Source organism: Streptomyces griseus subsp. griseus (genome assembly GCF_003610995.1).
Taxonomy (GTDB): Bacteria; Actinomycetota; Actinomycetes; order Streptomycetales; family Streptomycetaceae; genus Streptomyces.
The window spans coordinates 3,452,053-3,474,406 of record NZ_CP032543.1 but is presented as its reverse complement, the minus strand read 5'-3'; the positions used below and the strand labels follow the sequence as shown (position 1 = coordinate 3,474,406).

The following is a 22,354-nucleotide window of genomic DNA, read 5'->3' as shown; positions in this document are numbered from 1 at the left end:
CCGCTCCGCGCGAGGAAGGCGCCGGGACCCGACACCCTGCCGACCCCCGCGCCCCACGCCGTACAACATGGCCATGGAGACCAACCCCCACCAGCACCTACGCTCCCCGCATGACCCCTCATGCCCCTCATGCCCCGTACGCCGACCCCGCGGCCGGTGCGGCCGTGAAGGCCGCGGACCGCGCGCACGTGTTCCACTCCTGGTCCGCCCAGGGCCTCATCGACCCGCTCGCCGTCGCCGGCGCCGAGGGGTCCTACTTCTGGGACTACGACGGCAACCGCTACCTCGACTTCACCAGCGGACTCGTCTACACCAACATCGGCTACCAGCACCCCACCGTGGTCGCCGCCATCCAGGAACAGGCGGGCAGACTCGCCACGTTCGCGCCCGCGTTCGCCATCGAGGCGCGCTCCGAGGCCGCACGCCTCATCGCCGAGCGCACCCCCGGTGACCTGGACAAGATCTTCTTCACCAACGGCGGGGCCGAGGCCGTCGAGAACGCCATCCGCATGGCCCGGCTGCACACCGGCCGTACGAAGGTGCTCTCCGCCTACCGCTCGTACCACGGCGCCACCTCCACCGCGATCAACCTCACCGGCGACCCCCGCCGCTGGCCCTCCGACAACGGCTCGGCGGGCGTCGTACGGTTCTGGGCGCCGTTCCTCTACCGCTCGCCGTTCCACGCCCAGACCGAGGCCGAGGAGTGCGCCCGCGCGCTCCAGCACCTGGAGGACACCCTCGCCTTCGAGGGCCCGGCCACCATCGCCGCGATCATCCTGGAGACCATCCCGGGCACGGCCGGCATCATGACCCCGCCGCCGGGCTACCTCGCGGGCGTCCGCGAGATCTGCGACCGGTACGGGATCGTCTTCGTCCTCGACGAGGTCATGGCCGGCTTCGGCCGCACCGGCGCCTGGTTCGCCGCCGACCACTTCGACGTCGTACCGGACCTGCTGACCTTCGCCAAGGGCGTCAACTCCGGTTACGTACCGCTCGGCGGTGTCGCCATCAGCGCGGAGATCGCCGCGACCTTCGAGACCCGCCCCTACCCCGGCGGCCTCACCTACTCCGGCCACCCGCTCGCCTGCGCGGCCGCCGTCGCCACCATCGGTGTGATGGAGGACGAGAAGGTCATCGAGAACGCGGCCCGGATCGGCGAGACCGTCCTCGGCCCCGGCCTGCGCGAACTCGCCGAGCGCCACCCCTCCGTCGGCGAGGTGCGCGGCCTCGGCGCGTTCTGGGCGCTGGACCTGGTCCGCAACCGGGAGACCCGCGAGCCCCTCGTCCCGTACAACGCCTCCGGCGAGGCGAACGCCCCGATGGCTGCCTTCGGGGCGGCGGCGAAGAAGCAGGGTCTGTGGCCGTTCATCAACATGAACCGCACCCACGCCGTCCCCGCGTGCAACGTCACGGAGGCCGAGGCCGAGGAAGGTCTCGCGGCGCTGGACATCGCGCTCGCGGTGGCCGACGAGCACACGGTGTAAGCGAACGGACACTCTCGCGCACTCCTCCCGCCCCCGCCGTGCCCGAAATCGGGCACGGCGGGCCCCTGGCTTAAGGTGACCCGAGCCGAAAGACGGCTGAAGCCGGACCACGGCTGAATACGGCCGCTGACATACGGCTGACGAACGGGAAGGGTCGTCCATGGGTCCGAGCGGAGGCGTGACCCGCAGTACGCTGCGCCAGCAGATCGCCGACGCGCTGCGCGACGAAGTGCTGGCCGGGCGGCTGCGTCCGGGCCGGGAATTCACCGTCAAGCAGATCGCGGAACAGTACGGAGTCTCCGCGACCCCCGTCCGCGAGGCGCTCTTCGACCTCTCCGCGCAGGGGCTGCTCGCCTCCGACCAGCACCGCGGCTTCCAGGTCCACGAGTTCACGATCTCGGACTACCGGGCGATGGTCGAGGCCCGCTCCCTCGTCGTCGAGGGCATCTTCCGCGGCTCCGCCGACCAGGTGGCCGTCCGGCCCGAGGCACTCGCCCCGATCCGGCGCCGGGCCTCGGAGGCCGTCCGCGCGGCGAAGGGCGGCGATCTCGACGTACTGATCGGGTACGACCTCCGCTTCTGGCGGGAGCTCGGGGCCTTCGTCGCCAACCCGTACATCACCGCCTTCCTCGCCAAACTCCGCGTCCAGGCCTGGGTGTTCGCCGTCCACCGGCTGCGCGGCGAGCACGCGGACGAGCATGTGCTGTGGTTCGGCCACGAGGAGCTGGTCGAGGCCATCGGGGCCGGCGACCGGGACGGGGTGCTCACGGTGATGCAGTCGTACTACGCCCACGCGCTGTCTTGGGCGGACCACCTGGAGGCGCAGGAGGCGGGGGAGACCCGGGGGCGCCCGCAAGAGTAGGAACCCACGCACTGTGCGCGGGGTTCGCCTCGCATTACGCTGTTCCGACGATCGCCGAACCCCGTTGGAGAGCGAGACTTCGTGGCCTGTGACCTGTGGCTGGTCCCCCTCGTCGATGTGCTGTGCCACAGCCCCGACAATCCGTTCGCCGAAGAGATCGCCGTCTACGACCGGGCGCTGAACGACGCGGGCCTGCCGCCCGTCCCCGTCTTCGCCTACATGCCGGGCCTCAACGGAGACGTCGCCCCGGTGGCGGGCTTCGACTACGACGCCCTGCACTTCCTGCGCCGCGCCTACCTGCTCCAGCTGAGCGGTCTGGCGGTCACCCCGGTCGAGGGCCTCGGCGGCGACTACGAGCAGCTGCTGGAGATGTTCGAGCAGACCGCGCAGCAGTCGCACCTGGTCTGGCACTACGACCACGCCGGGGCGTACGTCCCGGTGGACTTCCCGCACCCGCTCTCCAACGACGCCCTGCTGGAGGGCGGCGGCCCGCTGGGCTCCTCGCACGGCCTGCTGCGCGAGCTGGAGTACGTGGCCCCGGCCATCGGTATCGACCCGGCCAACCCCCCGGCCGCCCCGCAGCCGCCCCCGGGCCCCACGACCCTGGAGGAACCGGCGACCCCGGTCCCGTACGACGACGGCCCCTTCGCCAGGGAACGCCACGTCTGGCTGGGCCTCCACGCGGCAGCGACCCGCTCCCTGGCCCAAGGCTCCATGATCATCTTCAGCTGACCCCCCCCGAGAACCCAGCCCGCCCACGCCCACTTCCAGCCCGTGCCGCGCCACTCCCTGCCCAGGCCGGGCGACTCCTAGCCCCAGGCCGCGCCACTCCTAGCCCAGGCCGGGCCACTCCCTGCCCGACCCGCGCCACTTGCGTCCGTCTGCGGCGCTTCCTGCCCGCTCGCGTTCCACCCGTCCGGCACCATTTCCCGCCCGCCCGCGGCACTTCCAGCCCGGGCCGGGCCACTCCCAGACCAGGCCGCGCCACTCCCAGCCCGTCCGGCGTTTGAGGACGGAACCCTCGCCGGGGGGCTCCCGGGCCGGGCGGGCACTCCCAGCCCGTCCGGCGCTTGAGGACGAAACCCTGACGGGGGCTCCCGAGCCGGCGGAGCAACCAACCCCAGCCGGTCCGGCGCTTGAGGACACCCGCCCCAGGCCCACCTACCGCGGCGCCTCCGGAGGCCGCTGCCGAGGCATATTCGGCCGAGCGGCAACGGACGGCATCGAGAACCGCCCCGGCACACCCCCCGGCTCGGCCCGCCCTCCCGCACTCCCCGACACCAACGCCTGCGTCCCCATGGGCGCGGGCCCCGCCCGGAACTCCACCATCCAGTCCGCCGTCTCCGACCGCACCAGCTCCGTCACGTCCTCGGAGAACCGCCGCAGCACCCCCAGGCACCGCTCCGCCGCCTCACTGGCGGTCCCCTCGGTCGGCCCGAGCATCTCCCGTACGCACTCCGACGCCCAGTCGAACTGGAGCACCTGGAGCCGCCGCTGCACGGCCTGCGCGGTGGCGAGGTTCCTTATCCAGCCGGAGGTGAGCCCGAAGTAACGGTCGCAGGCCATGCAGGCGGCCCCCAGCAGCAGCGACAGATACCCCCACCCCGCCGACCCGCTCAACGTCCCCGTCAGGTCCAGCAGCGGCAGCGCGGCCCCCGCGACGACCCCGAAGGCGGTGCCCAGCCGCAGGGCCCTCGCTCCCCGGCGCTTCCAGACGCGGTCGTTCAGATACCAGTCGGCCGTCGCGAGGGCGCCGGACTCGACCCAGCGGTACAGCTCGTCGAGCCGCTCGGCGGGCTCGCCCCAGTCCCCGAGGGGAAAGGGCCGCCCGGTCAGATCGCGCCCACCGGCCCCGGACCCGCCCCAGGCCCCACCGGCCCGGGGAGCCCCACCGCTGCCCCCGGACCCGGCTCCGGTCCCGCCGCTCCCCGCCCCGTCACGCCCCGCGGCGCCACCGCTACCCACCCCACGCCCCCCGTTGCTCCCCCCGGGTCCACCGACTCCACCGGCATGGGAGCCAGAAGCGGAACGCTCCACTCCGATCTCACCGGAACCCGCATCGGACTCCTTGCGGGGCGGCCCCTCGGGCTGCATCTCCGGCTGACTCACCGGGGCACTCCTTCGCACTCTGACGGACGGAACGGACGCTCGGGGCTTCCTCACGGGCGATGCGGGTAACTCTGCGTCACCACGCATGCGCGCAGGCGTACCGATGTGCATGCCCTTCCTACCGCCGAATGGTGGGCCGCGGAGTCGAAAACGCGGGATTCCCGCCTGCGCAGGGCCCCTGGTCAGGTATAGGAGCCTTCACGGCGGTTGACGAAACTCACCCGAAAGAGTTGGCCCCCGGCGGGTGGAGCGCGGTGACCGGGGAGCACGTAGGCTCGGCTTACCGAAACATTCGTCGTCGAAATGCCAGGAGTGACCGTGATTCCCGGTGGTGGCCAGCCCAATATGCAGCAGTTGCTCCAGCAGGCCCAGAAGATGCAGCAGGACCTCGCCGCGGCCCAGGAGGAGCTGGCGAGGACCGAGGTCGACGGACAGGCGGGCGGAGGCCTCGTGAGGGCCACCGTGACCGGCTCCGGCGAGCTGCGGTCCCTGGTGATCGACCCCAAGGCCGTGGACCCGGAGGACACCGAGACGCTCGCCGACCTCGTGGTGGCGGCCGTCCAGGCGGCCAACGAGAACGCGCAGGCGCTCCAGCAGGAGAAGCTCGGCCCGCTGGCCGAGGGCCTGGGCGGCGGCGGCTCCATCCCGGGCCTGCCGTTCTGATCCTGCCCGTCCGATCAGGCCCGGGGGCCTACTGGTACCGACCCGTACCCACTACGGTACGGAGCAGGAAGCGAAGAAAGGCGTTCCGTTGTACGAAGGCGTTGTTCAGGACCTCATCGACGAACTGGGCAGGCTGCCCGGCGTCGGTCCCAAGAGCGCGCAACGGATCGCCTTCCACGTCCTGCAGGCCGAGCCCACCGACGTACGCCGTCTCGCCCATGCCCTCCTGGAGGTCAAGGACAAGGTCCGGTTCTGCGCCGTGTGCGGCAACGTCGCCCAGCAGGAGGAGTGCGGGATCTGCCGCGATCCGCGGCGCGACCGGAGCGTCATCTGCGTGGTCGAGGAGCCCAAGGACGTCGTGGCGATCGAGCGGACGCGGGAGTTCCGCGGCCGGTACCACGTCCTGGGCGGCGCGATCAGCCCCATCGAGGGCGTCGGCCCGGACGACCTGCGCATCCGCGAGCTGCTGGCCCGGCTCGCGGACGGCTCCATCACGGAGCTGATCCTGGCGACCGATCCCAACCTGGAGGGCGAGGCCACCGCGACGTACCTGGCGCGGATGGTCAAGCCGATGGGCCTGAGGGTGACCCGGCTGGCCAGTGGCCTGCCGGTCGGCGGCGACCTGGAGTACGCCGACGAGGTCACGCTGGGCCGCGCGTTCGAGGGAAGGCGGCTCCTGGATGTCTGACACCGTCTCCCGTCGCCCCCACACGCGGGCCCTGTCGGCTGCTTCCCCGTCCGCTTCACCGTCTGTGACCGCGCCCACGGGAGGTCCCCTCGATGTCTGACGCCACGCTGAACTCCGTCACGCAGGACCCGGGCGACTTCGCCGTCCAGATCGCGGACCAGATCAAGACGTTCATCGTCGCGGTCACCGAGGTCTCCAAGGTCGAGGAGCCGGAAGAGGCTGTTCCGGTCCTGCTCCTCCAGGTCTCGCAGCTCCTGCTGGCCGGCGGCCGCCTCGGCGCGTACGAGGACGTCCTCCCCGACGAGCGGTACGAGCCGGACCTCGGCCCCGAGCCGGACGCGGACGGCCTGCGCGAGCGGTTCGCGGCCCTGCTGGAGCCGATCGACGTCTACTCCGAGGTCTTCGACCCGTACGAGCCCCGCAAGGCCCCGGTCCCGCACCGTATCTCCGACGACCTCGCCGACCTGGTCACCGACCTCGGCCACGGCCTCGCCCACTACGAGGCGGACCGCACGGCCGAGGCGCTGTGGTGGTGGCAGTTCTCCTACTTCTCCAACTGGGGTTCCACCGCCTCCGCCGCCCTCCGCGCCCTCCAGTCCCTGGTGGCCCACATCCGCCTCGGCCAGCCCCTGGAAGAACTGGACGGCCTGGACACCGACCAGGACCCGGGCGAGGACGACCTCGCCGAGGAGGCGGGCCGCGTGATGCTCCAGGAGATCGCGGGACCGCTGGGCCTGCGACCGGTGAAGTAGCCGGTACGGGGCTCCGCCCTCGCGAGCCGGCGCCGGTCACCGGAAGACCCGACCGCCGGGACCGGTCACCGGAAGACCCGACCGCCGGGACCGGTCACCGGAAGACCCGACCGCCGGGACCGGTCACCGGAAGACCCGGCCATCGGGACCGGTCACCGGAAGGCCTGGCGTTCTCCTCGGCCCACCGTCGGTACGGGCGGGCGGGCGAGCCGGTGATCGGGGCCACGGTGTGGTGTCACGTACGGCCGGAAACTCGTCGTTGACATCGCCGCCCATGAGGTCGAGGACACCGTCCGCGACCTCGGCCCCCGTCATCGCGGCCGGTGACCCGTACGCCGCCTCCCGCCCGACCCCGACGCAGGCCACCTTCCGCCCCAGCTCGCCGGCCAGCTGCCGCGGGGTGATGCGTTCCGGCCCGGTGAGTGGGTACGTCCGCCCCTGGTGACCCGGTCCGGTCAGCGCGACGCGGACCCCGAAGCGTTCCTCAGCGGCTTCCGCGATGACGCCATCTGGACCACGGCCCACGGGAAGAGGCTGACCGGGCTGCCGGAGATCGGCGCCTTCACCCGCAAGGCGCTCCCGCCGCGGGCGGGGTCACCGGTGGTCGCGACGTACACCGTCGACCTCATCCTCTTCATCCGCCCCGACGCGGCGGCGGTCAAGATCCGCCAGCGCCCGGCCACCCGCGACGGAGGGGAGTGCCTGGAGGAGGTCTTCCGCGGCCAGGAGAACCCCTCCGAACTCGTCGCCGCCCACCCCGTGTCGGTCTCCGGCGCCCCGACCTACGCCCTGGCGAAGGACGACGGCGTCCGGCGTCGCGGCCGCGCAGAACACCTTGGTCACCGACCCGGAGACACTGGCGGCGGGGTGAGGCCGGCCGTGTGCCGCATCGTCACCCCGGACGGTGCAGGCGACGCGGAGCACCGTACCGGCGGCCCCCGGGGCGGCGGTGGCGCACAGTGGTGCGTATGACGACGACGCCACCCGCGCAGCCGACCCCCGCAGAGCTGCTCCGCTCCCTCGCCCGCACCCGCGCCTCGCTGGACGGTGAGGAGGTCACGTACTGGTGGTCGGGAGACGTGTACTCCTGGGCCCCCGACGAGCCCTACCGGCGCGTCTTCGGCTTCGAGGGGCTCAACGTCGCCCGCCTGGTCCAGGACGCCGATGCCGGGCCGGACGCGTACCAACTGCTCACCCGGGAAGCCGCGTTCTACCTGGACCCCACCAGCCGCGAGATCCTGGAGACCTGGGAGGACCGGCCGGTGGTGCACGTCTGGAACGACCCGGCCAACCAGAAGTGGCGCCCCTTCCCGGTCCCCACGACCGAGCTCGGCGGCCAGGTCTGCTTCAGCCTGGAGATCCCGCTCGCCTACCCGTCGCCGTTGCCGGTGGCCCAGTACCCGGAGCACTCGGCCGGCGACACCTACAAGGCGCTGGAGCTCTTCCAGTTCTTCGCCGACCGCGCCGACCTGGCCGGACCGGCGCCCGGTGTCCCCGCCACCATGTCGTGGTCGCGGATGTCGCCCTGGCTGCCGTGGATGGCCCAGGGGCAGCGGCCCGGCGGGCTGACCTTCCACTGCCGGGGCCGCAAGCTGGGCTCGTACGACGAAGTCCCGGAGCGGACCCGCACGTACATCGCGGACCACCACCCCGAGTTCGCCCACGCCCCGGAGAAGTGGAGCGAGCCCAACGAGACGAGCTGGACGTACTTCCGCAAGCTCCACCCTGTGCCGTGAGTCATCAGGCCCTGCGCTATAAGCCGACAGGCCCTGCGCCGTGAGCCGACAGGTCCTGTCCCGTGCCGTCAGGGGGCGTCCCCCGGCCGGTGCCCCCCGGCTCGCGCATTCCGCCCCGAGGGTGTGGGCTGGGACACAAAAGGGAGTGCGGTCCTCCGGGATGGGCAGCAGCCTCGTACGAGCAGTTCGGGTCGACACGCCGTATCGGGTTGTGAGCGGGACATCTCACCATCTGGTAAGGACGGGTCGATTCCGGACTGCTCGTTAAACTGAGCCGACCGCAGTAATGACTGAGCGAGGAGCGCACGTGGGCCTTGTCGTGCAGAAGTACGGAGGCTCCTCCGTAGCCGATGCCGAGGGCATCAAGCGGGTCGCCAAGCGAGTCGTCGACGCCAAGAGGAACGGCAACCAGGTGGTTGTCGTGGTGTCCGCGATGGGCGACACGACGGACGAGTTGATAGATCTCGCCGAGCAGGTGTCCCCGATGCCTACCGGCCGGGAATTCGACATGCTGCTGACCGCGGGTGAGCGGATCTCCATGGCGCTGCTGGCGATGGCGATCAAAAACCTGGGCCACGAGGCCCAGTCGTTCACGGGCAGCCAGGCCGGTGTCATCACCGACTCGGTCCACAACAAAGCGCGCATCATCGACGTCACGCCGGGCCGCATCCGGACCTCGATCGACGAGGGCAACATCGCCATCGTCGCCGGGTTCCAGGGTGTGAGCCAGGAAGGCAAGAACATCACCACCCTCGGCCGCGGCGGGTCGGACACGACCGCCGTCGCGCTGGCCGCCGCCCTGGACGCCGAGGTCTGTGAGATCTACACCGACGTCGACGGCGTCTTCACCGCGGACCCCCGGGTCGTGAAGAAGGCGAAGAAGATCGACTGGATCTCCTTCGAGGACATGCTGGAGCTGGCCGCGTCCGGCTCCAAGGTGCTGCTGCACCGCTGCGTCGAGTACGCACGCCGTTACAACATCCCGATCCACGTCCGCTCGTCCTTCTCCGGACTGCGCGGAACCTGGGTCAGCAACGAGCCGCAAGGGGACCAGAAGGTGGAGCACGCGATCATCTCCGGAGTCGCCCACGACGTCTCGGAGGCCAAGGTCACCGTCGTCGGCGTCCCGGACAAGCCGGGCGAGGCGGCCGCGATCTTCCGCGCCATCGCCAACGCCGAGGTCAACATCGACATGGTGGTGCAGAACGTCTCCGCCGCGTCGACCGGCCTGACGGACATCTCCTTCACCCTCCCCAAGTCCGAGGGCCGCAAGGCCATCGACGCCCTGGAGCGGGCCAAGGGCCCCATCGGCTTCGAGTCGCTGCGCTACGACGACCAGATCGCCAAGATCTCCCTGGTCGGCGCCGGTATGAAGACCAACCCGGGCGTCACCGCCGGCTTCTTCGAGGCGCTCTCCGACGCGGGTGTGAACATCGAGCTCATCTCGACATCCGAGATCCGCATCTCGGTGGTCACGCGTGCCGACGACGTCAACGAGGCCGTGCGCGCCGTGCACACCGCCTTCGGCCTCGACAGCGACTCCGACGAGGCCGTCGTCTACGGGGGCACCGGCCGATGACCGCACGCCGCCCTTCGCTCGCGGTCGTCGGTGCGACCGGGGCGATCGGCGGCGTCATGCTCCGGATCCTTTCGCAGCACGCGGACGTCTGGGGCGAGGTCAGACTCGTCGCCTCACCGCGCTCGGCCGGCCGGAAGCTGGTCGTGCGCGGTGACGAGAGTGAGGTCCTCGCGCTGGGCGAGGACGTGTTCGACGGCATCGACGTGGCCCTCTTCCTGGTGCCGGACACCGTGTCCGCCCACTGGGCGCCGATCGCCGCGTCCAAGGGTGCCGTCGTCATCGACGACTCGGCGGCCTTCCGGCTGGACGACGACGTACCGCTGGTCGTCCCGGAGATCAACCCGCACGCCGCCCGGCTCAGACCGCGGGGGATCGTCGCCTCCCCGAACTGCACCACGCTCTCGCTGATCGTCGCGGTCGGCGCACTCCACGCGGAGTTCGGGCTGCGTGAACTGATCGTCTCCTCCTACCAGGCGGTCAGCGCCGCGGGCCGCGACGGCGTGACGGCCCTGCGCGAACAGCTGTCGCTGGTGGCCGGTACGGAGCTGGGCACCCACCCCGGTGACGTACGCCGGGCCCTGGGCGACGACGCGGGGGCGCCGGCAGTCCGTTCGCGGCGCCCGTGGCCTTGAACGTCGTGCCCTGGGCCGGTACGGACGCCGGGGACGGCTGGTCCTCCGAGGAGCTCGCGATCCGCGAGGAGACCCGCAAGGTGCTGGCCCTGCCGGGGCTGAAGACCACCGCGACCTGTGTGTACGTCCCCGTCATCGCGACGCACTCCATGTCCGTCCACGCGCGCTTCGAGAACGAGGTCGCCGTCGACCGGGCCCACGAGATCCTGGCGACCGCACCGGGCGTCGTGCTCTTCGACAGCCCGGCGTCGGGGGATTTCCCGACCCCGTCGGATGTGGTGGGCACCGATCCCACCTGGGTCGGCCGGGTACGGCGTTCCATGGACGACCCCCGGGCCCTGGAAATGTTCATTTGCGGCGATAATCTCCGTAAAGGTGCGGCTTTGAACGTCGCACAGATCGCGGAATCGGTGGCTGCGGAAATCACCGTGTCCTGAGCAAAACCGCTTCTGCCCTGCTCGCCCCGCGGATTGATCGAACCTGTTTTGTAGGATTCGTGAACGCCCTGTGAGCAATTACCTGGTCTAAACCTCTTGAGCTGGGGCGTTGTCATATCCGACGATGATCTCCCGGCCTTCTGCAACCGCACGTCGGCCGGGCGGCGTCTATGCCGTCACTTCTTGCGTGACGGGGACGCATTTACGGGGCATTTGGGGAAGAGCAGGTACGTATGAGGGCATGTCGCACAGCGCCGAACGTGGCGCCGTACGCGTACAACCCTGACGGGGGGCAGCGTGTCCAACAGGCGTGGCAGAGGTTCTCGACATCACAGTGGTGGGCCCGTTGCGAGGCGCGACCGTGCGTCCGCTCCGGCGGCCCCGCGCACCCGGCGGCATGCCGGTGATCGCGCCCATGCCCGCTGCACGCCCGGCCCAGCTGCCGTCGCAGCGCGGGGGTGCTGACGAGACGGTGGCAGCAGGAACCACAGTCGACCATCTCACCGAGACCTACCGCGCCCACTACCGCTCACTGCTCGGCCTCGCTGCCCTGCTGCTGGACGACACCGCGTCCTGCGAGGACGTGGTGCAGGAGGCGTTCATCCGCGTGCACTCCGCGCGCAACCGCGTCCGGGAGCCCGAGAAGACCCTCGCCTACCTCCGCCAGACCGTCGTCAACCTCTCGCGCTCCGCGCTGCGCCGCCGCATCCTCGGCCTCAAGCTGCTCTCCAAGCCGATGCCGGACATGGCGAGCGCGGAGGAAGGCGCCTACGACCAGCTGGAGCGGGACGCCCTGATCAAGGCCATGAAAGGGCTCCAGCGGCGCCAGCGCGAGGTGCTGGTGCTGCGCTACTTCGCGGATATGACCGAGGCCCAGGTCGCGGAGACGCTGGGGATTTCGCTGGGTTCGGTGAAGGCGTACGGGTCGCGCGGAATCGCGGCGCTGCGCGTCGTGATGGAGGCCCAGACATGAGCGGGCCCGAGCTGGACCGGCACGAGCACAGGCACGAGAACGACCCGACGGGAAACGGAATGGTGAACCACGGGCCGGAGAAGACTCCGCGCAGCGATCCGGACCGACCGGACGGTCCGGGCACCCGACCGGACGGGCTGGACGGCCCGGACGGTACGCAGGACGAGGGCGTCTCCAGCGAGCCGGACGAGAGCCTGGAACCCGGGCCGTCACCGGCGCCGCCGAGAGCGGACGGGGACGGGGACGGGGACGGGGCTGAGGGGGGCGCCGAGGGCAGCGCCGACCGGGATGCGGACCGGGCCGGCCGCGTCGGGGGCCTGGCCGAGGGCAGCGCCGACCGGGACAGGGGCAGCGCCGGCGGCGACGGCGGCGCAGACGGGGAGAGGGCTGGCGGCGACGGAAGCGTCGCCCACGCCGGGGGGAAGGCTGACGCCGACACGGAGCTCCGGGCAGCCGACGCGGGTCCTGCCGACCCCGCCGACCCGGCAGGTACGCTCACCGACCTCTTCGGCGGCGGCAGGGGCACCCGAGGCGGATCGGGTGACGGCCCGGGGAGCGGTGACGGCTTCGGGAGCGGCAACGCCCCTGGTAACGGCTACGGCTTTGGCGACGGCCCCGGCGACGGCTTCGGCCCGGCTGGCGGCCCCGGCTTCGCCGGTACGGGCGACGAGCTGGACGAGGTCACCCTGCGCCGGATGCTGCACGGCGCCGTGGGGGACCTCGAACCCTCCGACCGGACCCTGGAGCATCTGCAGCGCGCGGTGCCCGCCCGGCGCGCCCGCCGGCGACAGGCCGTCGTGGGGGCGGCCGCGGCGGCACTGCTGATCGGCACCGCCGTACCTGCCTTCGTGCACGTGGCGAACTCGGACGGCACCTCCACCGCATTCCCCGCCATCGCCGGACACGGCGAGCAGGCGCACGGCGGTAACGGGGAGGAGCCCGGCCCCCAGACACCAGACGGCCGGAGCATGGAGCCCACCGACCACGAGAGCCGGGGCGGCGTCGGCGAACCGGACCCCTCCGGCTCCCCCTCGTCGAACCGCGCCGAGGACCCGGAGGGCGGCGGCGCGACGGGCGGTGCCTCCGCGCCGCCGCACGTCGACCTCGCCTCCCTGCCGGCCTGCGACCCGGGCCAGCTCGGTGTCGCCTCCGCGGGAGCGGGTTCCCGGGGCGCCGACGGCACGGTGTACGGCAGCTTCAGGATCGCGAACGTCTCCGGTACGGACTGCACGGTCAGCAGCAACGGCACCGTCAGCTTCACCGCTCTCGGCGCGGCGGACCCGCTCAAGATCAATGTGGTCCAGCACACGGCGGGCGACGCCGCCCCCGGCCTGCCCGACCCCTCGCAGGAACCGGGCACGGTGCTGCTGAAGCCCTCCATGGCCTACGAGGTGCAGTTCGCCTGGGTGCCTGCCGACACCTGCCCGACCGTGCCCCCGTCACCCACCCCCACCCCGTCGTCGGACGGCACCGGGGGATCGACGGGTGACAGCTCCGGCCAGTCCGGCACGGACACGCAGTCGCTGCACCAGGACGGCGGCACGGCGGACGGCAGCATCGCCGTGACGCACACACCGGAGACGGGCGCACCGACGGCCGAGACAAAGATCAACAACGCCTGCGCGGGCACGATCTACCGAACGGGAGTCCTGCCCACCTCGTAACTCAGCCGAACCCGGGACGGCAACAGCCCCGAATCAGTGCGAGTGACCGTCCCGCCCAGAAACATCCAGAGGCCGGTCGCCCCGCTTAGGAACCCTGCGCGGCCGACGAAGAAGCCCCTGCTTTGGAAGAACCAGGAGCACCGGCGGCATCGGGAGCGCCGGGGGCACCAGCGGCACTAGGAGCACCGGGAGTACCAGCGGCACCGGGGGCACCAGCGGCACCAGGAGCACCGATGGCATCGGGAGTACCAGAAGCACCAGCGGCATCGGCAGCGCCGGTAGCCTCCGGAGCATCCTCGCCGCTCCCACGGCCCCCGCCGTCGCCATGGCCCCCACCATCCCCGCCATCTCCACCGTCCGCGCCGTCCGCGCCCTCCGGGACCAGCCCGAGGGCGACATCGCGGACGGCCTCGGCCTCGCGGCGGACCAGCCGGAACCACATGAAGAGCACGAAGCCGGCGAAGACGAACCACTCGCCCGTGTACCCCAGGTTCTGGAACGCCTTCAGATCCAGTCCGCTGCCCTGCGGGGCCGCAGCGGGCACCGGCTTCATCGCGTCGTCCGGGCCGGTCGCACCGCCCGCCTCCGCCTCCGTCTCCGGAAGCGTCACCCAGGCGTCGTACACGTCATAGTCGACCAGGTTCACCAGGGACGCGGCGCTGATCATGCCGAGCTGGCCCTCGGGGAGCCCGCCCCGGGTGTTGACGCCATCGCTGTGGATGTTCTCGGAGGCCTGGAGGTCCCCGGTCACGGTGACTTCGCCTTGCGGTGCGGCGGGCACCCGGGCCTCGCTCGCGGAACCGGGCAGCCAGCCCCGTACCACCGGCAGAGCCTTGCCGCTGTCCGTACGCAGGAGGTTCAGGACATAGAAGCCTCGGCGGTCGTCCAGTTCACGGCCCGGAACCAGGAACTGATCGGCGTACGTCCCGGTCGCCGTGGCCGGCCGGCCGGACGTCACCTTGTCGACGGGCAGCAGCTCGTCCAGCGGTTCGGCGGCCCGGGTGCTCGGATCGGGCTGCTTCGCAGCCTGCTCGTGCGACTGCACACGGTCCTCGAAGCGGCCGAGCTGCCAGGTGCCCATGAACACGCAGAACGGGATGGCCAGCACGACGAAGAGGTTGATCCCCCACCATCGCGGGGTCAGCAGGAACCGATACACCCCACCAAGGTACGGTTCCCCGCTCCGCCCCCACGGAGCGGGGTCACCCCTTTATCCGCCTCTTACGCCCCCAGGGGCGCCCCACCCCCCAGATACTTCAGGGCGAACTCCAGCTCCAGCCGGACCTGCTTGATGCGCTCCTCCACCACGAGCGAGCCGTGACCTGCGTCGTACCGGTAGACCTCGTGCACCGCGCCGCGCGCCGCCAGACGGTCCACGTAGTTCTCCACCTGACGGATGGGACAGCGCGGATCGTTGACGCCCGCCGAGATGTAGACGGGAGCGCGCACCGCGTCGACGTACGTCAGCGGGGACGAGGCCTCGAACCGCTCGGGCACCTCCTCCGGCGTACCGCCCAGCAGCGTGCGGTCCATCGCCTTCAGTGCCTCCATCTCGTCGTGGTACGCCGTGACGTAGTCCGCCACCGGCACGGCGGCGAGCCCCAGCGCCCAGGCGTCGGGCTGGGTGCCGAGCCCGAGCAGGGTCAGATAGCCGCCCCACGAGCCCCCGGCCAGGACCAGGCGCTGCGGGTCCGCGAGCCCGGACTCCACCGACCACTCCCGTACGGCGGCGATGTCCTCCAACTCGATCAGGCCGACCCGGTGCTTCAGCGCGTCCGTCCAGGCGCGGCCGTATCCGGTGGAGCCGCGGTAGTTGACCCGCACGACGGCGAACCCGTGGTCCACCCAGGCGGCGGGCCCGGAGGCGAAGGCGTCGCTGTCGTGCCAGGTGGGCCCGCCGTGAATCTCGAAGACGGTGGGGAACGGGCCCTCCCCGGCCGGCTTCTGCACGAGGGCGTGGATCCGTCCGCCCGGCCCCTCCACCCACGCGTCCTCGACGGCGACCGAGGCCGGGGCCTTGGCGCCCGGCGGGTCCAGGACCACCGCGCCGCTCGTCGACCGCACCACGGGCGGCTGCGCGGCCGAGGACCACAGGTACTCCACGGTGCCGTCCGGCCGGGCCGTGGCACCGGACACCGTCCCGGCGGGCGTCTCCACGCGCACGGGCTCCGGAGCCCCCGGCTCGTACCGCCACAGCTCGCTACGGGCCTCGAAGCTGTGATCGATGAGCAGGGCGGAGCCGTCCGGATACCACTCGGCGCCCACATCACCGGGCAGGTCGACGGGGAGCGCGGTCTCCGTCCTGGCGACCGGGTCCCAGATCATCGGCTCCCAGCGGCCACGGCGCTGGTGCCCGATGAGGAGCCGGGTGTCACCGGCCACCGGCGCGAAGCCCAGCACGGCGAGTCCTAGCTCCTTGCTACCGCCCTCGGTGTCGTCCAGCTCGGCCACTGTGGAGCCGTCCGGGCGCACCACGCGCAGCGCGGAGTGCATGGCGTCGCCGTGCTCGGTGTGCTCCAGCGCGATGAGGGTGCCGTCATAGGACAGGTCCCCGACCCCGGCGGACTCGCGATGCCGGTAGATCTCGACGGCTTCGCCCCCACTGCCGTCGCCACCGCCCGCAGGCGGCACCAGATGGATGGTCGTCCCGTCCTCATCGGTGGAACGGCCGATCACCGCGGACCCGTCGCGCCCGATGGCGAGGCCCGCCGGATACGAGGGCGCGAGGCCCGGGGCGGCGGGCTCGTCCTCCCCGCCGCCGAAAGGCTGGCGCATCCACACGCCGAACTCGTCGCCGTCGGTGTCGCTGAACCACCAGATGGCTTCACCGTCCGGCGTCAGGACGCCGTCGGTGGTCCCGTTGGGCCGGTCGGTCACCTGGCGCTGCCGCCCGCTCGCCCGGTCCCATGCGTACAGCTCGTAGGTCCCGGTGGCGTTGGAGACGAAGAGGGAGCGGTCAGGTGCGTCCTCGGCCCAGTCGGGCAGGGACACCCTGGGCGCGCGGAACCGCTGCTCCCAATCCGGCATGGTCGAGACGTTCTCTGATTCGCTCATGCCCTCCATCCAACCCGATCGCCCTTCCGACCGGAGAAACCTGTCCACAACCCCGGTGTGATGATCGGCCTGACACTGCCCGCCTGTGGATAACGGCTCGCGCCCTTCTCGCCCCCTGGGTAGCTTTCCGGATATGTACTCCCCGACTCCGCACGACTGGCAGGACGCCAACCGCGCGCGCTGGGACGAGCGCGTGCCGATCCACGTGGTGAGCGACTTCTACGACCTGGAGGCGTTCCGGGCGGGCAGGGACGTGCTGCGCCCGTTCGAGCTCGCGGAGGTCGGCGAGGTGACGGGAAAGACCCTGCTGCACCTCCAGTGCCACATCGGCCTGGACACCTTGTCCTGGGCGCGGCACGGCGCCACGCAGGTGGTGGGCCTGGACTTCTCCGAGCCCGCCGTGGAGACCGCCCGCGGCCTCGCGGAATCGCTGGGCCTGGGCCCGGAGCGCGCGGCGTTCGTGACGGCCGACGTGTACGACGCCGCAGCGGCCGTCCCCGACTCCTCGTACGACATCGTCTACACGGGCACCGGCGCGCTGAACTGGCTGCCCGACATGGAGCGCTGGGCCGAGACCGCGGCCTCGCTGGTCGCGCCCGGGGGTTTTCTCTACGTGGCGGAGTTCCACCCCCTCACCGACACTCTGGACGACGGCACGGGGTCGGTCGTCACCCACGACTACTTCAGCCGTGACGCCTGGGTGGACGAGACGCCCGGGACGTACGCGGACTTCGACGCGCCGACCATGCACAACCGCAGCGTCGAGTGGCAGCACCCGGTGAGCGAGGTGGTGACGGCGTTGGCGGCGACCGGCCTGCGGATCGAGTTCCTCCACGAACACGAGGCCACGCTCTTCCCGCGTTTCGGCACGCTGGAGCGCCACGCGGACGGCCACTACCGCTTCCCGGCGCACCGCCCGCGCATCCCGCTGATGTACTCGATCAAGGCGACAAAACCCAAGCCGATCCAGCCGTAACAGCAGCTCAGCAGTTTCTCGGGGGGCGATTGTCAGTGCCACGGGCCACACTCCTCCCATGACGTACGACACCAACAGAATCATCACCACAACAGGCCTGCGCACAGCGGTTGAGACGTACTGGGCGACGGCCGACGCCCGGGACTGGGACGCCTTCGCGGCGACCCTGGCGGACGAGGTGGTGTACGAGCTTCCGCAGACCAGGGAACGCATCCATGGCAAGGACCGCTACGTCCGGTTCAACCGGGAGTACCCGGGCGACTGGCATGTCCGGATCGAACGGATCGTCGCGGACGCGGAGGGCCGGCAGGCCGCCGCGCGGACCGAGTTCGCGGTCGGCCCGGAGGAGATGAACGCCATCCACTTCTTCACCTTCGACGACCGGGGCCTGATCACCGGAGTGACGGACTTCTGGCCGGAGAGGTACGAACCCCCGGCGGGCCGGGAGCACTTGGTGGAGAGGTACTGATCCGCCCGCGCTCCGCAGCACACGAAGACGGCCCACCGGACCACCGGTGAACCGCCTCCCCGTAAGCGGGCAGTGCCTTGTCTACACGACCGACCGGAAGGCAGGCAGATACCCGCCCGACTGTCCGGCGGCCGTCGGGTGGTACGAGTTGTAGACGGGCACGGTCACACTGTGGAGCCAGGAGTCACCGGAGCACAGCTCATGCCCGGTGAACTCGTCGACGACACTGGAGAAGGTGAACCCGGCATCGGCGGCGCGCTTGGCGAGAACCCCGTTCAGCACGTCCGAAGCGTCGTTGATCGCGGCCCGCTCGGCCTCGGTGAGCCCGGCGATGCAGTTGCCCGACAGCTGGTAGAAGCGCGGATACCCGAGGACGACGACCTGGGCGGCGGGAGCCCCGGCGCGAATGCTGCTGTACAGCGAATCGAGGCTGGCGGGAAGGGTGTTGTTCATCTCGGCGACCGCGGCGTTGACGCTGCTGATGCAGGTGGCCTCGCTCCCCAGCACGCAGTCCTGCATGACATCGGCGAACCCGACATCGTTGCCTCCGGCCGTAACGCTGACCAGCGCGGTGGACGCGTCCAGCGCCCCGAGCTGACCACTGGCGACGGAAGCGGTGGTAGCACCCGAGCAGGCGACGAAGGCGAACGAGGTGGGGGAGTTCGCCGCCGCCCACAGCTGTGGATAGGCGTTGGCGCTGCGACGGCAGTCACCACTGTCAGGAAGGTAGTCCCCGGCACCGACACCGGAGGAATAGGAGTCACCGAGCGCGACATAGCCGCCGGCCGCACCGGAGTCCGCCGCGACGGCGACCCCGGAGACACCGAGAGCGGCCACGGCGGCGAGTGCGAGAGTGGATAGGGATGCCCAGAACCTACGTACGGACATGGCTGCCGACCTTCGAAGTGTGGGGGGTGGGTGGGGGGTTGAAGGAGCGATGCAGTTTCTAGCAGCTCCCGGTACCCACCGGTAATGCCCGCGTAAGAAGTCGTCTGATATGCCCGGATGATCGCGCGAAGCCCCATGCTCCGCGCGTAGATAAACGCCCAACTACGTGTCGACCCAGCCAAGTTCACGAAAATGTTGTGTACCTGAACGCCCCTGTCCCGACGGCGATTCGACGTCGATGCAGGCCCGCTGGAGCCCCCTCCCGGAACCCAAGTCCAACCGAACGGCTCAACCGGGCCGCCCCCTGATTCGACGTGATCGCGGGGGGTCTGCACTGCGAGCCGGGGCGATGCGCGGGGGAGGAACCTGTGACAGATCCGTCGCGTGGTGATCACGTCGGCGGACGGCCCGCATGCGCCCCGGAGTAGTAGTCGCCGGAACAGTAGTCACGCGAACACGCATGCACACAAACGAAGCCAGAGGGCCGGTACTGAAATCAGTACCGGCCCTCTGACCTGGTGCTTAGCTGTCGGGGTGGCGGGATTTGAACCCACGACCTCTTCGTCCCGAAGCAACTTGGAACGCTCTCTGTCCTCGGGCTGCTGCGGCCATCACCTGCACGGTTGGTCCGCTGACGTCCACGGTTGTTCGTGGTCGTGCGTCGCGGTTGTCACGCACTTAGACACTCACCCCGCCGCATGCCCGGGGTCCATCGGAGGCTTAGCCACTAGTGGTGTAGTCCGTGTCGTCACGAACCGTTTTGTAGGTGTCCTCTCCCACCCAGTGGCAGTAGAGGTTTCTGCCCCTGATGGCGAGGCGTCGGCAGTGCTGGCCGTCGACTGACCATGCTGCGACCTCGGCTCGTGGCCTACCGCGGGAGGCCGTGAGCTCGGCCACATACTCAAGCGCAGGCTTGAGATCGGTGTCGGCCGACACCAAGATCCCGACGTCAAATTCGCCCCGGGTGGCCATGACGGCAAAGTCCATGCTCAGCTGGACATCTATGCCCTTTTCCTGGGCTCGTTCCTGAGGCCATGCGGACGGGTAGCGCAAAGGGCGAGTGACGAGTTTGACGAGTGGGTTGCGCTCCCACTGGGCGTGCTGCCGCCGCGAGGCCCCGTAGGAGCCGGGCTGTCTGCTTGCGTCAGGCTGGCCACGATAGATGCGTACCTGATGCAGGTGGCGATCATAAGGGCTGTCTGCGGCCAGGTGCTGGGCGAGAGCAACAGGGTCGAACTGTCCCTTGTTCCACCCCTCCCAGTGCTCGTGGTAGAGCCGTCGGGCTTGCATGTAGGTGTTTTGGTAGTCGTAGAAGACGACGACGCGATCGCTCAAGGTCCCCCCACGAACGAATAATCCCCGCCAGTGCGGGCTAGGCCCGGACGGCGGGGAGGAGTAGTTAGAAGCTAACGCGTCGCACCGCAGATAGCAACCCGACAGCTCGCAATTTAGTAGTTACCTTCTGTGACGGTCTCCATGGGTGAGACGTGTGCGCCAAGAGTTGCTCGGGATGTGAGCGCTCTACTGTGGAAGGGCCTTGGGGTTGGTGCTGGTGAAACCCTTGCCCTCAGGCCAGATGACGGCGCAGCCCTGCGTCTTGGCCAGGGCCAGGAGGTCTTCCCGCGGTTCGGAGGGGAGCAGGACGGCGCGGATGGTGTGGTCGACGAACCTGCTGTAGTCCGCGAGCTGTCCGATGGCCATGCGGACGTTCTCGCGGGTGACGCTGCCCTTGGCCTCGATCAGGAGTCCGAGTCCCTTGGCGTGGAGGTCGGTGAAGAGGGGACGGCTTTCACCGGGGGGCAGGATGCGCTGCCGGCCGGACTGGTGGCCGTTGCTGGTCAGGTAGTCGGCGAACGCCTTGACCAGGCGGGCTTCCTTGCGGTCGGCCTCGTAGGGCTCCTGGTTCGGGTTGACGAACGTGGTCTCGCTCTCGTTCCTCTCCAAGGGGAGATCGTCCACCTGGTTAGGGTGCGAGACGAGCAGCCGGCCGAGCTTGGTGGCGGGCTCCTGGGGTGCGGTGTCTACCGGGTTGAGCCGGAAGACGATGACCTTACGGAGAGGGCCGTCGTTGGTCTCGGGAGCATCCGCGGAGTACCACGGGTTCTCCTGGTCGACGGTGAACTCGCCGCGGTAGGTGACCGTTCCGCGGGCGCCCTGGAAGACGCGGAGCGCACGTCCTTCGGCCTGGTGGTTCAGGATGCTGGCGTTGCCGGAGATCATCCGCTGGTCGCCGTACTGGCCTTCTCCGCTGTAGTGGAAGCGGCCGTCCGGCATCCAGTCGTCGTAGTAGCCGTGCTTCTCGCCGGCGACGGGGTCCGTGAAGACGAAGACGTTGGGCGTCTTGGCCGACGGCCCAATGCCTCCCTGCGTCCGCCCCCCGAACTTGCTGTGCAGCGCCTTGCGTTCGATCTGATCGCCGGGCTTGAGCTGCCACTCCACGGTGTCCGATGCCGTCTCGCTCATGGGCCTCCTTCGAGAGCTGCCGCACCTCCGAGCGAGATGCGATCGTAAGAATCATGCGCGCGTGCGAATCGGATGTCAAATTTCCACATCCAATTTGGACCTACGACTCATCTGTACGCCGGCTCCGTGCATAGATGCGCCCCTATGTGCACTACCGCGCTGAGGTCTGGGCCGGGACGGTGGGCACGGTGCTGCTTTGGCGGGCGAGACGCCGGGGGAAGGGCGGTAGGCGATGAACGTGGTGACTCCGTGGGCCAAGGAGACATTCGGCGAGGTGGCGGGGGTGCTGGCTGACGCCATACCGGCGTGCCTGACGCGGGCCCACGAACGGGCTCGGAACGGTCACCAAGGTGTGCACACCCAAACGTTGGAGGCGTACGGACACGGTCTCCACGCCGTGCAGTACGAGGAGCTCGCCGCCGGCCTCGAACATCTCCCCGGCGCGACCGCGGTCCGCCTCCAGGCCCGAACCGTCATGATCGTCGCGGACCACGTGATCTACCCGATCCGCTACGCCAAGACGGACGTACCTGTCACCGCGGCGAGACTCCGACGAGCCACGGGCCTACGTGCTGACCTCATTCGACGCCACGGGCCGGAACCTATGCAGGGAGAGCTGGACCTCGGGCTTGAGGAACTCGAAGAACCCGAAGCCCACCGGGACCTCGGTCAGCTCCCTCCGGAAGTCGGCCTGGTCCTCGTCGCCTACGCCTGCTCCATGAACGCCGGCGTGATGAGAATGGAGTGGGGCGCCGCCGAGCTGCGCCGAGAAGACCGATACCTCATCTGGCATCACCACGAGCCCCTGACAACCGGTCCGGCAATGCCTTAACGGCTGAGTCATACCAAATGGGGCGCCACCCTGAAAACGAGCGGCGCCCCATTCGGGCTACCTAGAGCCTCATCCTTATCAGGTCAATCCATG

The 22,354-nt window shown here is 70.3% G+C and carries 20 protein-coding genes and 2 pseudogenes; 15 read left to right on the top strand and 7 right to left on the bottom strand.

Annotation, left to right across the window (positions count from 1 at the left end):
• Positions 1-110 precede the first annotated feature (110 nt).
• The 3 genes from D6270_RS15460 to D6270_RS15450 all read left to right on the top strand — a co-directional run bounded on the left by D6270_RS15460 (position 111) and on the right by D6270_RS15450 (position 3,078).
• Complete coding sequence (locus D6270_RS15460) at positions 111-1,484, top strand: aspartate aminotransferase family protein (RefSeq protein ID WP_109164887.1); 1,374 nt, start codon at positions 111-113, stop codon at positions 1,482-1,484.
• 160 nt (positions 1,485-1,644) lie between these two features.
• Positions 1,645-2,346: a GntR family transcriptional regulator gene (locus D6270_RS15455; protein WP_109164888.1), complete on the top strand. Its 702-nt coding sequence runs from the start codon at positions 1,645-1,647 to the stop codon at positions 2,344-2,346.
• A gap of 81 nt (positions 2,347-2,427) precedes the next feature.
• Positions 2,428-3,078, top strand: coding sequence for a putative DNA-mimic protein (locus D6270_RS15450; protein WP_109164889.1), 651 nt, complete (start codon positions 2,428-2,430; stop codon positions 3,076-3,078).
• Between the two features lie 429 nt (positions 3,079-3,507).
• On the opposite strand, the gene D6270_RS15445 is transcribed toward D6270_RS15450, so the two are convergent.
• Positions 3,508-4,455 (bottom strand): SLATT domain-containing protein, encoded by a 948-nt coding sequence (locus tag D6270_RS15445; RefSeq protein ID WP_225976868.1) that lies wholly within the window; start codon positions 4,453-4,455, stop codon positions 3,508-3,510.
• A 318-nt stretch (positions 4,456-4,773) separates the two neighbouring features.
• Here D6270_RS15445 and D6270_RS15440 point away from each other — a divergent pair, with 318 nt between their 5' ends.
• From D6270_RS15440 to D6270_RS15430, 3 genes are all read left to right on the top strand, one after another.
• Positions 4,774-5,118 carry a YbaB/EbfC family nucleoid-associated protein gene (locus tag D6270_RS15440; RefSeq protein WP_109167427.1) on the top strand — a complete coding sequence of 115 codons (345 nt, stop codon included), beginning with the start codon at positions 4,774-4,776 and terminating at the stop codon, positions 5,116-5,118.
• 88 nt (positions 5,119-5,206) lie between these two features.
• Positions 5,207-5,806, top strand: a complete 600-nt coding sequence (recR, locus tag D6270_RS15435; protein WP_109164890.1) for a recombination mediator RecR — start codon at positions 5,207-5,209, stop codon at positions 5,804-5,806.
• A gap of 92 nt (positions 5,807-5,898) precedes the next feature.
• On the top strand, positions 5,899-6,558 hold the full coding sequence (locus D6270_RS15430; protein ID WP_109164891.1) for a DUF5063 domain-containing protein: 660 nt from the start codon (positions 5,899-5,901) through the stop codon (positions 6,556-6,558).
• A gap of 94 nt (positions 6,559-6,652) precedes the next feature.
• Here the strand turns inward: D6270_RS15430 and D6270_RS33085 are convergent.
• Positions 6,653-7,026, bottom strand: a pseudogene (locus tag D6270_RS33085) (hypothetical protein); the annotation flags it as partial.
• Between D6270_RS33085 and D6270_RS15420 the strand changes: the two are divergent.
• The 6 genes and pseudogenes from D6270_RS15420 to D6270_RS15395 all read left to right on the top strand — a co-directional run bounded on the left by D6270_RS15420 (position 7,000) and on the right by D6270_RS15395 (position 13,579).
• Positions 7,000-7,530 (top strand): SgcJ/EcaC family oxidoreductase, encoded by a 531-nt coding sequence (locus D6270_RS15420; RefSeq protein WP_225976867.1) that lies wholly within the window; start codon positions 7,000-7,002, stop codon positions 7,528-7,530. The pseudogene D6270_RS33085 and the gene D6270_RS15420 sit on opposite strands and share 27 nt — an antisense overlap.
• Positions 7,527-8,294 carry a DUF1838 family protein gene (locus D6270_RS15415; protein ID WP_109164892.1) on the top strand — a complete coding sequence of 256 codons (768 nt, stop codon included), beginning with the start codon at positions 7,527-7,529 and terminating at the stop codon, positions 8,292-8,294. Before D6270_RS15420 ends, D6270_RS15415 begins: the two co-directional genes overlap by 4 nt.
• A 307-nt stretch (positions 8,295-8,601) precedes the next feature.
• Positions 8,602-9,873, top strand: coding sequence for an aspartate kinase (locus D6270_RS15410; protein ID WP_093690145.1), 1,272 nt, complete (start codon positions 8,602-8,604; stop codon positions 9,871-9,873).
• Positions 9,870-10,942, top strand: a pseudogene (locus D6270_RS15405) (aspartate-semialdehyde dehydrogenase). The gene D6270_RS15410 and the pseudogene D6270_RS15405 overlap by 4 nt, the downstream one beginning before the upstream one ends.
• Before the next feature lie 310 nt (positions 10,943-11,252).
• A complete protein-coding gene (locus D6270_RS15400; protein WP_176727461.1) occupies positions 11,253-11,915 on the top strand; it encodes a SigE family RNA polymerase sigma factor in 663 nt (220 codons plus the stop codon).
• Positions 11,912-13,579 (top strand): hypothetical protein, encoded by a 1,668-nt coding sequence (locus D6270_RS15395; RefSeq protein ID WP_109164894.1) that lies wholly within the window; start codon positions 11,912-11,914, stop codon positions 13,577-13,579. Before D6270_RS15400 ends, D6270_RS15395 begins: the two co-directional genes overlap by 4 nt.
• Positions 13,580-13,664: 85 nt before the next feature.
• Here the strand turns inward: D6270_RS15395 and D6270_RS15390 are convergent, their stop codons facing one another.
• Together D6270_RS15390 and D6270_RS15385 are read right to left on the bottom strand one after the other, a co-directional pair.
• Entirely contained in the window at positions 13,665-14,738 is a 1,074-nt protein-coding gene (locus D6270_RS15390; protein WP_225976866.1) for an SURF1 family protein, read from the bottom strand.
• Between the two features lie 62 nt (positions 14,739-14,800).
• A complete protein-coding gene (locus tag D6270_RS15385; protein WP_109164895.1) occupies positions 14,801-16,642 on the bottom strand; it encodes a S9 family peptidase in 1,842 nt (613 codons plus the stop codon).
• 124 nt (positions 16,643-16,766) lie between these two features.
• Between D6270_RS15385 and D6270_RS15380 the strand changes: the two genes are divergently transcribed.
• Together D6270_RS15380 and D6270_RS15375 are read left to right on the top strand one after the other, a co-directional pair.
• Positions 16,767-17,609 (top strand): class I SAM-dependent methyltransferase, encoded by an 843-nt coding sequence (locus D6270_RS15380; protein ID WP_109164896.1) that lies wholly within the window; start codon positions 16,767-16,769, stop codon positions 17,607-17,609.
• A gap of 58 nt (positions 17,610-17,667) precedes the next feature.
• Positions 17,668-18,078 carry a nuclear transport factor 2 family protein gene (locus D6270_RS15375; protein WP_109164897.1) on the top strand — a complete coding sequence of 137 codons (411 nt, stop codon included), beginning with the start codon at positions 17,668-17,670 and terminating at the stop codon, positions 18,076-18,078.
• Between the two features lie 81 nt (positions 18,079-18,159).
• On the opposite strand, the gene D6270_RS15370 is transcribed toward D6270_RS15375, so the two are convergent.
• The 3 genes from D6270_RS15370 to D6270_RS15360 all read right to left on the bottom strand — a co-directional run bounded on the left by D6270_RS15370 (position 18,160) and on the right by D6270_RS15360 (position 21,429).
• A complete protein-coding gene (locus D6270_RS15370) occupies positions 18,160-18,966 on the bottom strand; it encodes an SGNH/GDSL hydrolase family protein (RefSeq protein WP_109164898.1) in 807 nt (268 codons plus the stop codon).
• 720 nt (positions 18,967-19,686) lie between these two features.
• Entirely contained in the window at positions 19,687-20,301 is a 615-nt protein-coding gene (locus tag D6270_RS15365; protein ID WP_151414696.1) for an NYN domain-containing protein, read from the bottom strand.
• A 186-nt stretch (positions 20,302-20,487) separates the two neighbouring features.
• The gene (locus D6270_RS15360; RefSeq protein ID WP_151414695.1) at positions 20,488-21,429 is read right to left on the bottom strand and encodes an SRA domain-containing endonuclease; all 942 of its coding nucleotides are present in this window, start codon (positions 21,427-21,429) and stop codon (positions 20,488-20,490) included.
• Between the two features lie 232 nt (positions 21,430-21,661).
• Here D6270_RS15360 and D6270_RS15355 point away from each other — a divergent pair, with 232 nt between their 5' ends.
• Positions 21,662-22,261 (top strand): hypothetical protein, encoded by a 600-nt coding sequence (locus tag D6270_RS15355; RefSeq protein ID WP_225976865.1) that lies wholly within the window; start codon positions 21,662-21,664, stop codon positions 22,259-22,261.
• The last annotated feature ends 93 nt before the right edge of the window (positions 22,262-22,354 follow it).